General features: G+C 63.2%; 12 protein-coding genes. 11 read left to right on the top strand and 1 reads right to left on the bottom strand.

Features of this window, described 5'->3' with window-relative positions; all coding sequences use genetic code 11:
- Window positions 1–5 precede the first annotated feature (5 nt).
- The 10 genes from ispC to OEL49_RS11540 are packed head-to-tail and all read left to right on the top strand — an operon-like array spanning window position 6 to window position 10,196.
- The gene (gene ispC / locus OEL49_RS11585) at window positions 6–1,190 is read left to right on the top strand and encodes a 1-deoxy-D-xylulose-5-phosphate reductoisomerase (RefSeq protein ID WP_014237719.1); all 1,185 of its coding nucleotides are present in this window, start codon (window positions 6–8) and stop codon (window positions 1,188–1,190) included.
- Window positions 1,187–2,587, top strand: a complete 1,401-nt coding sequence (gene rseP, locus OEL49_RS11580; protein WP_287874742.1) for an RIP metalloprotease RseP — start codon at window positions 1,187–1,189, stop codon at window positions 2,585–2,587. Before ispC ends, rseP begins: the two co-directional genes overlap by 4 nt.
- A 2-nt stretch (window positions 2,588–2,589) precedes the next feature.
- Window positions 2,590–4,884 carry an outer membrane protein assembly factor BamA gene (gene bamA / locus OEL49_RS11575; protein ID WP_287874740.1) on the top strand — a complete coding sequence of 765 codons (2,295 nt, stop codon included), beginning with the start codon at window positions 2,590–2,592 and terminating at the stop codon, window positions 4,882–4,884.
- A 15-nt stretch (window positions 4,885–4,899) separates the two neighbouring features.
- Window positions 4,900–5,421 (top strand): OmpH family outer membrane protein, encoded by a 522-nt coding sequence (locus OEL49_RS11570; RefSeq protein WP_205230382.1) that lies wholly within the window; start codon window positions 4,900–4,902, stop codon window positions 5,419–5,421.
- 21 nt (window positions 5,422–5,442) lie between these two features.
- A complete protein-coding gene (gene lpxD, locus OEL49_RS11565) occupies window positions 5,443–6,429 on the top strand; it encodes a UDP-3-O-(3-hydroxymyristoyl)glucosamine N-acyltransferase (protein WP_287874738.1) in 987 nt (328 codons plus the stop codon).
- Window positions 6,430–6,434: 5 nt separating this feature from the next.
- Window positions 6,435–6,872, top strand: coding sequence for a 3-hydroxyacyl-ACP dehydratase FabZ (fabZ, locus tag OEL49_RS11560; RefSeq protein WP_205230380.1), 438 nt, complete (start codon window positions 6,435–6,437; stop codon window positions 6,870–6,872).
- A gap of 4 nt (window positions 6,873–6,876) precedes the next feature.
- Window positions 6,877–7,647, top strand: a complete 771-nt coding sequence (lpxA, locus tag OEL49_RS11555) for an acyl-ACP--UDP-N-acetylglucosamine O-acyltransferase (protein ID WP_014237713.1) — start codon at window positions 6,877–6,879, stop codon at window positions 7,645–7,647.
- Window positions 7,648–7,651: 4 nt separating this feature from the next.
- Window positions 7,652–8,839, top strand: coding sequence for a lipid-A-disaccharide synthase (gene lpxB, locus OEL49_RS11550; RefSeq protein ID WP_287874736.1), 1,188 nt, complete (start codon window positions 7,652–7,654; stop codon window positions 8,837–8,839).
- Window positions 8,820–9,416 carry a ribonuclease HII gene (gene rnhB, locus OEL49_RS11545; protein WP_130458546.1) on the top strand — a complete coding sequence of 199 codons (597 nt, stop codon included), beginning with the start codon at window positions 8,820–8,822 and terminating at the stop codon, window positions 9,414–9,416. The genes lpxB and rnhB overlap by 20 nt, the downstream gene beginning before the upstream one ends.
- A 3-nt stretch (window positions 9,417–9,419) precedes the next feature.
- Window positions 9,420–10,196, top strand: a complete 777-nt coding sequence (locus OEL49_RS11540) for a TrmH family RNA methyltransferase (protein ID WP_014237710.1) — start codon at window positions 9,420–9,422, stop codon at window positions 10,194–10,196.
- A gap of 117 nt (window positions 10,197–10,313) precedes the next feature.
- Here OEL49_RS11540 and ppsR read toward each other — a convergent pair whose 3' ends face one another.
- Window positions 10,314–11,156 carry a posphoenolpyruvate synthetase regulatory kinase/phosphorylase PpsR gene (gene ppsR / locus OEL49_RS11535; RefSeq protein ID WP_014237709.1) on the bottom strand — a complete coding sequence of 281 codons (843 nt, stop codon included), beginning with the start codon at window positions 11,154–11,156 and terminating at the stop codon, window positions 10,314–10,316.
- A gap of 85 nt (window positions 11,157–11,241) precedes the next feature.
- Between ppsR and ppsA the strand changes: the two genes are divergently transcribed.
- Window positions 11,242–13,617, top strand: coding sequence for a phosphoenolpyruvate synthase (gene ppsA, locus OEL49_RS11530; protein ID WP_287874735.1), 2,376 nt, complete (start codon window positions 11,242–11,244; stop codon window positions 13,615–13,617).
- The last annotated feature ends 185 nt before the right edge of the window (window positions 13,618–13,802 follow it).

The following is a 13,802-nucleotide window of genomic DNA, read 5'->3' as shown; positions in this document are numbered from 1 at the left end:
TCCCCATGCAGCCCCAGCGTCTCACCATCCTAGGTTCCACCGGCTCCATCGGCGTCAGCACTCTGGACGTCGTCCGCCGCCATCCCCAGCGCTACCGGGTGGTGGCTCTGTGTGCCCACCGGCAGGTGGACAAGCTGGCGGAACAGTGTCGGGAATTCCTGCCATCTTATGCCGTAGTCGGTACCGAGGCTCTGGCCCACGATTTGAGGGGCCGGCTGGCGGGGCTCTCCATCGAGGTGCTACACGGTCCCCAGGCCTTGTGTCAGATGGCGGAGCTGGCGGAGGTGGATGCGGTCATGGCTGCCATCGTCGGCGCAGCCGGTCTGGCGCCCACCCTGGCCGCGGTCCGTTGCGGCAAGAAAGTGCTGCTGGCCAACAAGGAAGCCCTGGTCATGGCCGGGCCGGTGTTCATGGCTGCAGTGGCCCGGCATGGCGCCACATTACTGCCTATCGATAGTGAGCATAACGCTATTTTTCAATCACTTCCGATTAATTTCTCAAGTGATTTATCAAGAAATGGGGTGCGTCGGATTCTGCTCACCGCCTCCGGCGGGCCGTTCCGCAACGCCACGGCAGAGAGTCTCGAATCGGTCACGCCGGATCAGGCCTGCGCCCATCCCAACTGGGTCATGGGGCGCAAGATTTCAGTGGATTCCGCTTCCATGATGAACAAGGGCCTGGAGGTGATCGAGGCCCACTATCTGTTCAACGTGGCCGCCGACAAGATCCAGGTGGTGATCCATCCCCAGAGCGTCATCCATTCCCTGGTGGAGTATGTGGATGGCTCGGTGCTGGCCGAACTGGGCAACCCGGACATGCGCACTCCGATCGCCCATGCACTGGCCTTTCCCGAGCGCATCGAGTCCGGGGTCGGCCCTCTCGACCTGTTCCAGGTTGGCCGGCTGGATTTCCAGGAGCCCGACAACCGGCGTTTCCCCTGCCTCTCCCTGGCCTATCGGGCTCTGGCGGAGGAGGGCAGTGCCCCGGCCCTGCTCAACGCAGCCAACGAAGTGGCAGTGGAGGCATTCTTGGCCGGTACCATCAGCTTTACCGCTATTCCCCGCGTCATTGAGGCGACCCTCGATGCCATTCCCGCGGTCGCCGTGGGCAGTCTTGACGACGTGATGGGCGCCGATGCCCAGGCCCGTGCCAAGGCCAGGGAACTGTTGGCCCGGGAATCGCTGCGGTGAGCAACTTCCTTTTCTACCTGGCGGCATTCGCCGTCGTCCTCGGTATCCTGATCGTGGTGCACGAACTGGGACATTATTGGGTCGCCCGGCTTTGCGGCGTGAAGGTCCTGCGCTTTTCCATCGGTTTTGGACGGCCAATTTTTTCGCTGTTCTCCGGGGCGGACCGTACCGAATGGGCCGTCGGTGCCTTCCCGCTGGGCGGCTACGTCAAGATGCTCGACGAGCGGGAGGCTCCCGTGGCGGCCCAGGAACTGCACCGGGCCTTCAACGTGCAGCCGGTGGGCAAGCGCATGGCCATTGTGGCGGCGGGCCCCCTGGCCAACCTGCTGCTGGCGGTCCTGATTTACTGGGGGCTTTTCTACAGCGGCACCGAAGAACTGCGCCCCATCCTGGGCGCGCCACCGGCCGCCTCCGCGGCCGCCGAGGCGGGTATTCAAAACGGCGAAGTGGTGGTCCGGGTGGATGGCCGGCCGGTGCAGACCTGGCAGGATTTCCGCTGGGAACTGCTGCAGTCCAGCGTCAATAAGTCCGCCGGGGCCGAAGGTGGAGAGCCCGATCCCGGCTATGTGAGCATCGAAGTCCAGGACGCCCGTCAGCAAATCGTATTCCGGCGCCTCAACCTGGCGCCTTTGAGGGAGCAGGGGTACGAGGGGGATCCGCTGGGGCTCCTGGGGGTGAATTTTTTCCGGCCCCAGCTGGCGCCGGTGTTCGGCAAGGTGACGCCCGGCAGTCCGGCGGAGGCCGCGGGGCTCCTGAGTGGTGATCGGGTGCTGGCGGTGGATGGCGTGGCCATCGAATTCTGGTCGGATGTGGTGCAGAAAATCCGCAGTGCGCCGGACCAGCCTCTGCGCCTGAGCATTCTTCGCGACGATGCCCGGCTGGAAATCAGTGTCGTGCCGGAAGGCTATGGGGATCGCGGCGCCAGGATCGGGCGCATCGGCGTCGGCGTGCGCGATGCGGGTCCCAGCCGCGACGAGTTGACGGTCACGGTGCGCTACGATGTGCTGACCGCCTTGTCCAAGGCGGTCGAGGAAACCTGGGAAAAATCCTCCTTCAGCCTGGTGATGATGGGCAAGATGCTGACGGGAGAGGTGTCCTGGCGCAATCTCAGCGGTCCGGTCACCATCGCCGATTACGCGGGTCAATCGGCTCGCATGGGCATCGACTACTACCTCAAGTTTTTGGCCCTGGTCAGCATCAGTCTGGGCATCCTCAATCTGCTCCCCGTGCCGGTGCTGGATGGCGGGCATTTGATGTATCATATGATTGAGATTATCAAGCGAGGGCCAGTCTCGGAGCGGTTCATGGAGATTGGTCAACAAATCGGGCTGGCGCTGCTTTTGTTGCTCATGGCGTTTGCCTTCTACAACGACATCAACCGATTGATTTCCGGCTGAATATGAACAAAAACCTGTTGGCAGGGGTTGTTGCGGCGCTTTTCGCTTCTGCGGCCCAAGCCTTCGACCCGTTTGTGGTCAAAGATATCCGTGTTGAAGGTATTCAGCGTACCGAAGCCGGTACCGTATTCAGCTACCTGCCGGTCCGCGTCGGCGACACCCTGAATGACGAGCGTGCCGCCCAGGCCATCAAGGCCCTGTTCGCCACCGGCTTTTTCAAGGACGTGCGCATCGAGGTTGATGGCGATGTCATGGTCCTGGTGCTGGAAGAGCGGCCTGCCATCTCCCAGATCGATTTTGTCGGCCTCAAGGAGTTCGACAAGGACCAATTGAAGAAGGGCCTGAAGGACGTCGGTCTGGCCGAGTCCCGCATTTTCGACCGGGCGCTGCTGGACAAGGCGGAGCAGGAGTTGAAGCGCCAGTATCTCTCCCGCGGCAAATACGCGGTGGAGATCAAGACCACGGTAACGCCTCTGGAGCGGAACCGGGTTGCCATCAACTTCACCATTGACGAAGGCGATGCGGCCAAGATCAAGCAGATCAACATCGTCGGCAACCAGGCTTTCAAGGAAAAGGAACTGCTGGAACTCTTCCAGTTGCAGACGCCTGGCTGGCTGACCTGGTACACCAAGAACGATCAGTATTCCAAGCAGAAGCTTTCCGCCGACCTGGAAAGCCTCAAGTCCTATTACCAGAACCGGGGCTATCTGGAATTCAATGTGGAGTCCACCCAGGTTTCCATCAGTCCGGACAAGAAGGACATCTACATCACCATCAGCGTCAATGAGGGGGAGCGGTTCATTGTTTCCTCGGTGAAGCTGGCTGGTGACCTGATTGCGCCTGAAGCCGAATTGCGCAAGCTGGTGACCATCAAGCCGGGCGAGATTTTCTCCCGGGAAAAACTGAATGAAACCCAGAAGGCCGTTTCCGATCGCCTGGGACGCGAAGGCTACGCCTTTGCCAACGTGAACTCCGCACCCGAAGTGGACAAGGAAAAGCGCCAGGTCGCCTTCACCATCTTCGTGGATCCGGGCAAGCGGGTCTATGTACGCCGTATCAACATCGGTGGCAATACGCGGACCCGGGATGAGGTCATCCGCCAGGAAATGCGCCAGATGGAGGGCGGCTGGTACGATGCCGAAAAGATCCAGCTCTCCAAGCAGCGCGTGGACAAGCTCGGCTACTTCTCCGATGTGACCGTGGAAACACCACCGGTGGCCGGTACCAGCGACCAGGTGGATGTCTCCATGAACGTCACGGAAAAGCCCACCGGCAACCTGATGCTGGGTGCCGGCTTCTCCAGTAACGATGGCGTCATCCTGTCCGGCTCCATTGCCCAGCAGAACGTCTTCGGCAGCGGCAAGTCGGTTTCGGTCGGCGTGAATACGGCCAAGTCCCGGGAGACCTATTCGCTCTCCTATACCAATCCCTACTTCACGGTGGACGGGATCAGTCAGGGTTTCGATGTCTATAAGAAAACCTACGATCCCACCAACTCGAGCTACTACGCCAAGAGCTACAAGACCACCTCCATCGGTGGCGGCCTGCGTTGGGGTATTCCCATTGCCGAAAAGGAAACCTTCAGTTTCGGCGTGGCTGTGGATAACACCGATATCACGACGCTCTCCACCAGTCGCCAGATTTACCTGGACCACGTCAAGGAATTCGGTAATTCCAACACCTCGTTCAGTGGTACGGTCGGTTGGTCCCAGGATGGTCGGGACAGTTTGATCTATCCGACCAAGGGCGGTATGACCCGGGTCAGTGCCGAAGTGGCACCGGCTGGCAGTCTCAAGTACTACAAGATGAACCTCCAGCACCAGCGTTTCTTCCCCTTCACCAAGGACCTGGTCCTGATGCTGAATGGGGAGCTTGGTATCGGTAATGGCCTGAACGGCAAGTCCCTGCCGTTCTATCGCAGCTATTACGCTGGCGGCGTGACTTCAGTGCGCGGCTACGATGTGGCCAGCCTCGGCCCCCGTCAGAATGACGAAGCCATCGGCGGTACCAAGCGGGTGGTGATGAATGCCGAACTGTTGTTCCCGATGCCCGGTACTGGTCTGGACAAGTCCTTGCGTCTGGGCTGGTTCGTGGACGCCGGCCAGGTCTTTGGCCCCAAGGACGACAACGGGGATTACTCCAAGTTTGCCTTGGGTGACCTGCGTTATTCCACGGGTCTGGCCGTGGCGTGGGCTTCGCCCATGGGGCCGCTCAAGTTCAGCGTGGCTCAGCCGCTGAACGACAAGGAAGGCGACAAGACCCAGCGCTTCCAGTTCACCATGGGTACTACTTTTTAATCAGGAGAGACTGGTTTGAAATACAAAATGCTTAATGTCGGTGCCGCCGCTGTCCTGTCTGCATTTCTGGCTGTGCCCGCTTTTGCCAATGAAGCGAACAAGATCGGTTACGTGAATACCCAGCGGGTGTTCCGCGATGCCCCCGCTGCCGTCAAGGCCCAGAAGAAGCTGGATGCCGAGTTTTCCCGCCGGGACCAGGACCTCCAGGTCGTTGCCAAGAAACTGCAGACCCTGCAGGAAAATCTGGAAAAGAACGGCGTCACCATGTCCGAGAGCGAGCGCCGCAACAAGGAGCGCGAGCTGAACGATCTGAACCGCGACTTCCAGCGCCGTCAGCGCGAGTTCCGCGAAGACCTGAACCTGCGCCAGAACGAGGAAATGGCCGCCGTGCTGGAAAAGGCCAACAAGGCCATCAAGCAGATCGCCGAGAACGAGAAGTTCGACCTGATCCTGCAGGATGTGGTCTGGGTCAGCCCCAAGCTGGACATCACCGACAAGGTGATCAAGGCCCTGTCCGACGACAAGGCCGGCAAGTAAGCCGATTTGCCAGGGGGCCGCGTGACGGGGGAGGGGATTCGTCTCGACGAAATCGTCGCCCGTCTGGGAGGCTCCCTGCTGGGTGACGGTGCCGTCCGGATTTGCGGGGTGGGCACCCTGGCCGGGGCCGGCGAGGGGCAGATCAGCTTCCTCTCCAACCCCAAGTATCGCAGCCAGCTGGCGAGCACCCGGGCGGCCGCAGTCATCGTGCCTCCGGCCATGCAGGACGGCACGGACCGGCCCCGCATCGTTGCCGCCAATTCCTACACTTATTACGCTCGGGTAGCCCAGCTGCTCTATCCGGCTCGTCAGCCAAAAACGCCGGTGCATCCGAGCGTGGTGCTGGGGCAGGATGTGCAATTGGGCGAGGGCGTGGTGATCCATGCCGGCTGCGTCATCGGCGACGGCGCCAGTATCGGCGACGGTTCGGTGCTGCATCCCAATGTCACCGTCTATGCCGGTTGCCGCATCGGCAAGCGGGTCCTGATCCATGCCGGTGCCGTGATCGGTGCCGACGGCTTCGGTTTCGCCAAGGATGGCGAGGCCTGGCTGAAGATTCCCCAGGTGGGGCGCGTCATCATCGGCGACGATGTGGAAATCGGCGCCAACACCACCATCGACCGGGGCGCTATCGAGGACACCGTGATCGGCGACGGCGTCAAGCTCGACAACCAGATCCAGGTCGGCCACAACGTGGTGATCGGCGACCACGCGGCCATGGCCGGCTGCGTCGGCATCGCCGGCAGCGCCCGCATCGGCAGGCGCTGTACCGTCGGTGGCGGTGCCATCATCCTGGGCCACCTGGAGCTGGGGGACGATGTGCATGTCTCTTCCGGCACCCTGGTGGCCAAGAGCCTGAAACAGCCCGGTCAATACACCGGAGCCTTCCCCGTGGAGCGCCACGAGGGCTGGCTGAAGAATGCGGCCCACCTGCGCCATCTGTCGAAGCTGGCGGACCGGGTCCATGAACTTGAAAAAAAACTTAGTGAGCTGGAGAAAAAATCTTGACCAATATGGATATTCACCAAATTCTCGAATACCTGCCCCACCGTTATCCCATCCTGCTGGTGGACCGGGTGCTCGAATGCGAGCCAGGCAAGAGTATCCATGCCATCAAGAACGTGACCATCAACGAGCCCTTCTTCAACGGCCACTTCCCGCACCATCCGGTCATGCCCGGCGTGCTGATCCTGGAAGCCCTGGCCCAGGCCGCTGCCATCCTGTCCTTCAAGACCATGGGTTCCAAGCCTGACGACAAGTCCGTCTATTACTTTGCCGGCATCGACGGCGCCCGTTTCAAGAAGCCGGTGAGCCCGGGCGACCAGCTCAACCTGCATGTGGAGATCATCGCCAGCAAGCGCGGCATCTGGAAGTTCAAGGCCGAAGCCCAGGTCGATGGCCAGCTGGCCACCGAAGCCGAACTGATGTGCACCGTCCGTTCCATCGAGTAAGCCCATGATCCATCAGACGGCCATCGTCCATCCCGGAGCCAGGCTCGGAGCGAACGTCTCCGTCGGCGCCTATTCCATCATCGGCGAGCATGTGCAGATCGGTGACAACACCGAGATCGGTCCCCATGTGGTGATCGAAGGCCATACCACGATCGGCCGGGACAACCGGATTTTCCAGTTCTGCTCCATCGGTGCCGAACCCCAGGACAAGAAGTACGCCGGCGAACCGACCCGTCTGGAAATCGGCGACCGTAACGTCATCCGGGAATTCTGCACCTTCAACCTGGGCACCATCCAGGACGGTGGCGTCACCCGTCTGGGCAACGACAACTGGATCATGGCCTACGTGCACCTGGCCCACGACTGTCAGGTGGGCAACCACACCATTTTCGCCAACAATGCCCAGCTGGCCGGCCACTGCCATGTGGACGACCACGCCATCCTCGGCGGTTTCACCGTGGTGCACCAGTTCGTGCGCATTGGTGCCCATTCCATGACCGGCATGGGCACCATCCTGTTCCAGGATTTGCCGCCCTACGTCACCGCTGCCGGCAATACGGCCTCGCCCTACGGCATCAACAGCGAGGGCCTGAAGCGCCGCGGTTTCTCCTCCGAGGCGGTGATGGCCCTGAAGCGGGCCTACCGGGCCATCTACAAGTCCGGCCTGACCCTGGAAGAAGCCAAGGCCAAGCTGGAGGCCGATCTGGCCAAACATCCCGAATACCAGCTGTTGCTCGATTTCCTCGCCGTGTCCAAGCGCGGCATCGTTCGGTGAGGCCATGGCGGGCAACGGAATCCGTATCGCCATGGTGGCGGGGGAAGCCTCGGGCGACCTCCTGGCCAGCCATCTGATCAAGGCGCTCAAGCAGCACCTGCCAGACGCCACCTTCTACGGCATCGGCGGCCCCAAGATGTCGGCCCAGGGCTTCGATGCCTGGTGGCCCCTGGAAAAGCTGGCGGTGCGCGGCTATGTGGAAGTGCTCAAGCACTACCGGGAAATCACCGGCATCCGCCGCCAGCTGAAAAAGCGTCTGCTGGAGGAAAAGCCCGATGTCTTCATCGGCGTGGACGCGCCGGATTTCAATCTGGATCTGGAGCGGAGCCTGAAGAACAAGGGCATTCCCGCCATCCACTACGTCAGCCCCTCCATCTGGGCCTGGCGCGGCAAGCGCATCCACAAGATCGCCCGTTCCGTCTCCCGCATGCTCTGCCTGTTCCCCTTCGAGCCGGCCCTGTACGAGGCCAAGGGCGTGCCGGTGGACTACGTGGGCCATCCGGTGGCCGACATGGTGCCCCTGGAGATCAACCGCCAGTCGGCCCGGGAAAAGCTGAACCTGCCCCTGGAGGCGCCGATCTTCGCCTTCCTCCCCGGCAGCCGCCAGTCCGAGCTGGAGTACATGGCGGACACCTTCATCGAGACGGCCAAGCGCATTTACTCCCGCATGCCCAAGGCCCTGTTCCTGGTGCCCCTGGCCACCCGGGAAACCCGCCTGCTGTTCGAGACCGCCATCTACCGCCATCAGGCCCTGGATGTGCCGTTCACCCTGCTCTTCGGCCATTCCCACGATGCCATGGCGGCCGCCGACACGGTGCTGGTGGCCAGCGGCACCGCCACTCTGGAAGCGGCGCTGCTCAAGCGTCCCATGGCCATCGCCTACCGCATGGCGCCTTTCTCCTGGCGCCTCATGAAGCGGATGAAGTACCAGCCCTGGGTGGGCCTGCCCAACATCCTGGCCGGCCAGTTCGTGGTGCCCGAATTCCTGCAGGACGATGCGACGCCGGACAACCTGGCCCAGGCCCTGCTCAACCTGCAGACCGACAAGCTGCTGCGCGGCCGCATCGAGGACGAATTCACCCGCATCCACCTGCAGCTGCGCCAGAACACGGCGGAGAAGGCGGCGGCGGCCATCCTTTCCGTGCTCGGGCGCCGTCCCGTGCGGGCCGACGATGTCCCTGCAGCTGTTTGACGACCTGGTCTGCGGCATCGACGAAGCCGGCCGCGGCCCCCTGGCGGGCAGCGTGGTGGCGGCGGCGGTGATCCTGGACCCGGCCCGGCCCATCGCCGGCCTCAACGACTCGAAAAAGCTGAGCGCGGCGAAGCGCGAGGCCCTGGCCCCGGAAATCCGGGAAAAGGCCCTGGCCTGGTGCGTGGCGGAAGCCTCCGTGGCCGAGATCGACCGTCTCAACATCCTCCATGCCACCATGCTGGCCATGCAGCGGGCCGTCGCCGGCCTTGCCGTGGCGCCCCTGCGGGCCCTGGTGGACGGCAACCGCTGCCCCAAGCTGGCGGTGCCGGCGGAGGCGGTGGTCAAGGGAGACGGCAAGGTGGCCTGCATTGCCGCCGCCTCCATCCTGGCCAAGACGGCCCGGGACGAGGCCATGCTCGACCTGCACCGCCAATACCCCCAATACGGCTTCGACCGCCACATGGGCTACCCCACGGCGGACCATCTGGAGCGCCTGCGGCAGCACGGGCCGAGCCCCATCCACCGGCGCTCCTTCGGCCCGGTGAAGCTGCTGCTGGCCCAGGCCGAGCTGTTCTGAACCATGCGCTTCGTCGAATCCCCCGACAATCCCGCCTACCGCCAGTTGCGGCGCCTCTGCCAGTCCGGCCGGGAGCGGCGCAAGACCGGCTTTTCCGTGCTCGACGGCATGCATCTGCTGACGGCCTACGAGGAGCGCTTCCAGAAGGTGCGGGAGCTGTTCGTCAGCGAGGCGGCCCGGGACAAGCCCGAAATCGCCGCCTACCTGGCCGCCTCCGCCGGCATCAAGCAGACGGTGCTGAGCGAACGCCTGTTCGAAGACCTGGGGCTGGTGGATACGCCCACCGGCATCGTCGGCCTCATCAACACCCCGGTGCCCGCCGCCGGCCCCGACGCCCAGGGCGATGCGGTGCTGCTGGACGGCGTGCAGGACCCGGGCAACCTGGGCTCCATCCTGCGCAGCGCCGCCGCCGCCGGCTTCCGCCAGGTGCTGCTGAGCGCGGATTGCGCCCAGGCCTGGGCACCCAAGACCCTGCGGGCGGGGCAGGGCGCCCATTTCCAGACGGTCATCCATGAGAACCAGGACCTCTGCGCCTTCCTGGCCGGCTATGGCGGCAAGGCCGCCGTTACCTGCCTGGGGGCCCAGGGCGACCTCTTCGATGCGGACCTGCGCGGCCCGGTGGCCTGGGTCTTCGGTTCCGAAGGGCAGGGCGTGCGGCCCGCCGTGCTGGCCCTGACCAATGCGCCCCTGGCCATTCCCATGCCGGGGGGCAGCGAATCCCTCAACGTGGCCGCCGCCGCCGCCATCTGCCTGTTCGAGACGGTGCGCCAGCGGCGCTGAGCCGCAGAAGCGAGAGCAGTACCTTAAAGCGGCCCGGCCTGAAATGCAGCAGGGGCGCCATTCTTCCCGGCCTATGGCTGGAGAATGGCGCCCCTGCTGCCTTGTAGGGCGACGGGTTTAGAAGCTCAGCCGTTCCAGCTTCACTTCCTGCATGATGGTGGTGGAGATTTCCTCGATGGACTTGGTGGAGGAATCGAGCCAGCGGATGTCGTGCTGGCGCATCATCTTCTCCGCCTCCTTGACCTCGTAGCGGCAGTTTTCCAGGGAGGCGTACTTGCTGTTGGGGCGCCGCTCGCTGCGGATCTGGTTGAGACGCTCGGGCTGGATGGTGAGGCCGAAAAGCTTCTCCCGGTGCTTGACCAGGCTGTCGGGCATTTTCATGCGCTCGAAGTCTTCCGGAATGAGGGGGAAGTTGGCGGCCTTGACCCCGAACTGCATGGCCAGGTAGAGGCTGGTGGGCGTCTTGCCGCAGCGGGAGACGCCGACGAGAATGACATCGGCCTGCTCCAGCCCCTGGTTGGTGACGCCGTCGTCGTGGGACAGGGTGTAGTTGATGGCCTCGATGCGCTGCTTGTAGTCGTTGGTGTCGATGGAGCCGTGGGTGCGGCCGATGGTGTGGGTGGACTTGACGCCCAGCTCCGCCTCCAGGGGCACGATGAAGGTGTCGAAGAAATTGAGGCAGAGGACGTTGGCCTCGCTCAGGATGCGGTTCAGGTCCCGGTCGATGAGGGTGGAGAAGACGATGGGCCGGGCGCCGTCCAGGATGGTCGCCTCCTTCAGGCGTTCCAGGCATTCCCGGGCCTTGTCCGTGGAATTGACGAAGGGAATCCGCACCATCTTCAGGCGCACACCCTCGAATTGGGTGAGCAGGCTGTGTCCCAGGGTTTCAGCGGTGATGCCCGTGCCATCGGAGATGAAGAAGATGGTGCGGGAGGGGAGATGGGACGGCGCTTGAGTCATGGATTTCCCTAATCGGCGGGTCAAGTGTTGTGGAAGGCGCTAAAATAGCGGTTTCCCGATTTTGAAACAATCTTCAGAGGACTTCATGAGCGATTATGTAATCGGTTTCGACCAGCTGCGCATGACAGATGTGGACCGTGTCGGCGGCAAGAACGCCTCTCTCGGCGAAATGATCAGCCAGCTGGCCAATACCGGTGTGCGGGTTCCCGGCGGTTTCGCCACCACGGCCCATGCCTATCGGGAGTTCCTGGCCCATGAAGGCCTGGCCGCCCGCATCGAGGCTGAACTCTCCAACCTGGACGTGGACAACGTCAATGCCCTGCTGGCTGCCGGTGCCAAGATCCGCCAGTGGATCATCGACACCCCGTTCCCGGCCCAGCTGCAGAACGAGATCAAGGCCCACTACGACGCCCTGATCGTCGATTCCACCGCCGACGCCTCCTTCGCCGTGCGCTCCTCCGCCACCGCCGAGGACCTGCCCGACGCTTCCTTCGCCGGCCAGCAGGAAACCTTCCTCAACATCCACGGCTTCGACAACATCCTTCACGCCATGAAGGAAGTGTTCGCCTCCCTCTATAACGACCGCGCCATCTCCTACCGCGTGCACAAGGGCTTCACCCACGCCGAGGTGGCCCTGTCCGCCGGCGTGCAGCGCATGGTGCGTTCCGACAAGGGTGCCGCCGGCGTGATGTTCACCCTGGATACCGAATCCGGCTTCCGCGACGCCGTCTTCGTCACCGCCTCCTATGGCCTGGGCGAGACCGTGGTGCAGGGCGCCGTGAACCCGGACGAGTTCTACGTGCACAAGCCCATGCTGGCCGCCGGCAAGAAGGCCGTGATCCGCCGCAACCTGGGTTCCAAGCTGATCAAGATGACCTTCTCCGCCGAGAAGGTGGCCGGCAAGTCCACCATCACCGAGGACGTGGCCGAGGCCGAGCGTCACCGTTTCGCCATCAACGATGCCGAAGTGGAAGAGCTGGCCCGCTACGCCATGATCATCGAAAAGCACTACCAGCGTCCCATGGACATCGAGTGGGGCAAGGATGGCGTGGACGGCAAGCTGTACATCCTGCAGGCCCGTCCCGAGACTGTGAAGTCCCAAGAAGGCCATGGCCGCGTCGAGAAGTTCAAGCTCAAGTCCTTCTCCAAGGTGCTGGCCTCCGGCCGCGCCATCGGCCAGAAGATCGGCGTCGGCCCGGTGCGCGTGGTGCACGATCCTTCCGAGATGGACCAGGTCAAGCCCGGCGACGTGCTGGTGGCCGACATGACCGATCCCAACTGGGAGCCGGTGATGAAGCGGGCTTCCGCCATCGTCACCAACCGTGGTGGCCGTACCTGCCACGCCGCCATCATCGCCCGGGAACTGGGCATCCCCGCCATCGTCGGTTGCGGTGACGCCACCGAGACCCTGGCCGAAGGCGAAGTGGTCACCGTCTCCTGCACCGAAGGCGACACCGGTCACGTCTATCGCGGCAAGCTGGACTTCGAGGTCACCTCCCGCGACCTGGGCGCCATGCCCGAGATCAAGACCAAGATCATGATGAACGTGGGCAACCCGGAGCTGGCCTTCGAGTTCTCCCAGCTGCCCAACGCCGGCGTCGGCCTGGCCCGGGTCGAGTTCGTCATCAACAACGTCATCGGCATCCACCCCAAGGCCATCCTGGAAATCGACCGTCTGCCCGCCTCCAAGCGGGAAGAGATCCTGCGTCGCGCCCGGGGTTACGCCAATCCGGTGGAATTCTTCGTCGAGAAGCTGGCCGAGGGTGTGTCCACCATCGCCGCCGCCTTCTGGCCCAAGCCCGTCATCGTGCGTCTCTCCGACTTCAAGTCCAACGAGTACCGCAAGCTGCTGGGCGGCGACCTCTACGAGCCCGAGGAAGAAAACCCCATGCTGGGCTTCCGCGGCGCCTCCCGCTACATCGCCAGCACCTTCCGCGACTGTTTCGAGATGGAATGCCGGGCCATGAAAAAGGTCCGCGAAGAAATGGGCCTGACCAACGTGGAACTGATGGTGCCCTTCGTGCGCACCGTCGATGAAGGCAAGGGTGTGGTCAGCCTGCTGGCCGAACATGGCCTCAAGCAGGGCGAGAACAATCTCAAACTGATCATGATGTGCGAGATTCCCTCCAACGCCCTGCTGGCCGACCAGTTCCTGGAAGTGTTCGACGGCTTCTCCATCGGCTCCAACGACCTGACCCAGCTGACCCTGGGCCTGGATCGTGACTCCGGTCTGGTGGCTTCCCTCTTCGACGAGCGGGACCCGGCGGTCAAGACCCTGCTGGCCATGGCCATCGCCTCCGCCAACAAGAAGGGCAAGTACGTCGGTATTTGCGGCCAGGGCCCCTCCGACCATCCGGATCTGGCCGAGTGGCTGATGGACCAGGGCATCTCCTCCATCTCCCTCAATCCGGATACGGTGGTGGACACCTGGACCCGCCTGGGCGCCCACAAGGCCAGCTAAAGGCAAAGGGAGCCCCGTCTCCCTGACGACTCCGGAAAAGGCGCCGAGTGCACAACTCGGCGCCTTTTTTCATGGCATGCCATGGAGGGCAGGAGGAGCGCGGTGTTCGGGATAGGGAGCCCGGAAAGGCTTATCTGTTCTTGCTCGCAGCGGAGGTGCTGTCGCGGCTGGAAATGGCCTGCCGC

This window comes from Azospira sp. (genome assembly GCF_030247495.1).
Taxonomy (GTDB): Bacteria; Pseudomonadota; Gammaproteobacteria; order Burkholderiales; family Rhodocyclaceae; genus Azospira; species Azospira oryzae.
The sequence above is the reverse complement of the archived record's forward strand: the minus strand, read 5'-3'. Positions and strand labels throughout refer to the sequence as shown.

Excerpts from the sequence above, each read along its gene's own strand:
- ppsR (WP_014237709.1), bottom strand. The coding sequence starts at position 11,156 with ATGACTCAAGCGCCGTCCCATCTCCCCTCCCGCACCATCTTCTTCATC.
- rnhB (WP_130458546.1), top strand. The coding sequence starts at position 8,820 with ATGTCCCTGCAGCTGTTTGACGACCTGGTCTGCGGCATCGACGAAGCC.
- lpxB (WP_287874736.1), top strand. The coding sequence starts at position 7,652 with ATGGCGGGCAACGGAATCCGTATCGCCATGGTGGCGGGGGAAGCCTCG.
- ispC (WP_014237719.1), top strand. The coding sequence starts at position 6 with ATGCAGCCCCAGCGTCTCACCATCCTAGGTTCCACCGGCTCCATCGGC.
- ppsA (WP_287874735.1), top strand. The coding sequence starts at position 11,242 with ATGAGCGATTATGTAATCGGTTTCGACCAGCTGCGCATGACAGATGTG.
- fabZ (WP_205230380.1), top strand. The coding sequence starts at position 6,435 with ATGGATATTCACCAAATTCTCGAATACCTGCCCCACCGTTATCCCATC.
- bamA (WP_287874740.1), top strand. The coding sequence starts at position 2,590 with ATGAACAAAAACCTGTTGGCAGGGGTTGTTGCGGCGCTTTTCGCTTCT.
- lpxA (WP_014237713.1), top strand. The coding sequence starts at position 6,877 with ATGATCCATCAGACGGCCATCGTCCATCCCGGAGCCAGGCTCGGAGCG.
- OEL49_RS11540 (WP_014237710.1), top strand. The coding sequence starts at position 9,420 with ATGCGCTTCGTCGAATCCCCCGACAATCCCGCCTACCGCCAGTTGCGG.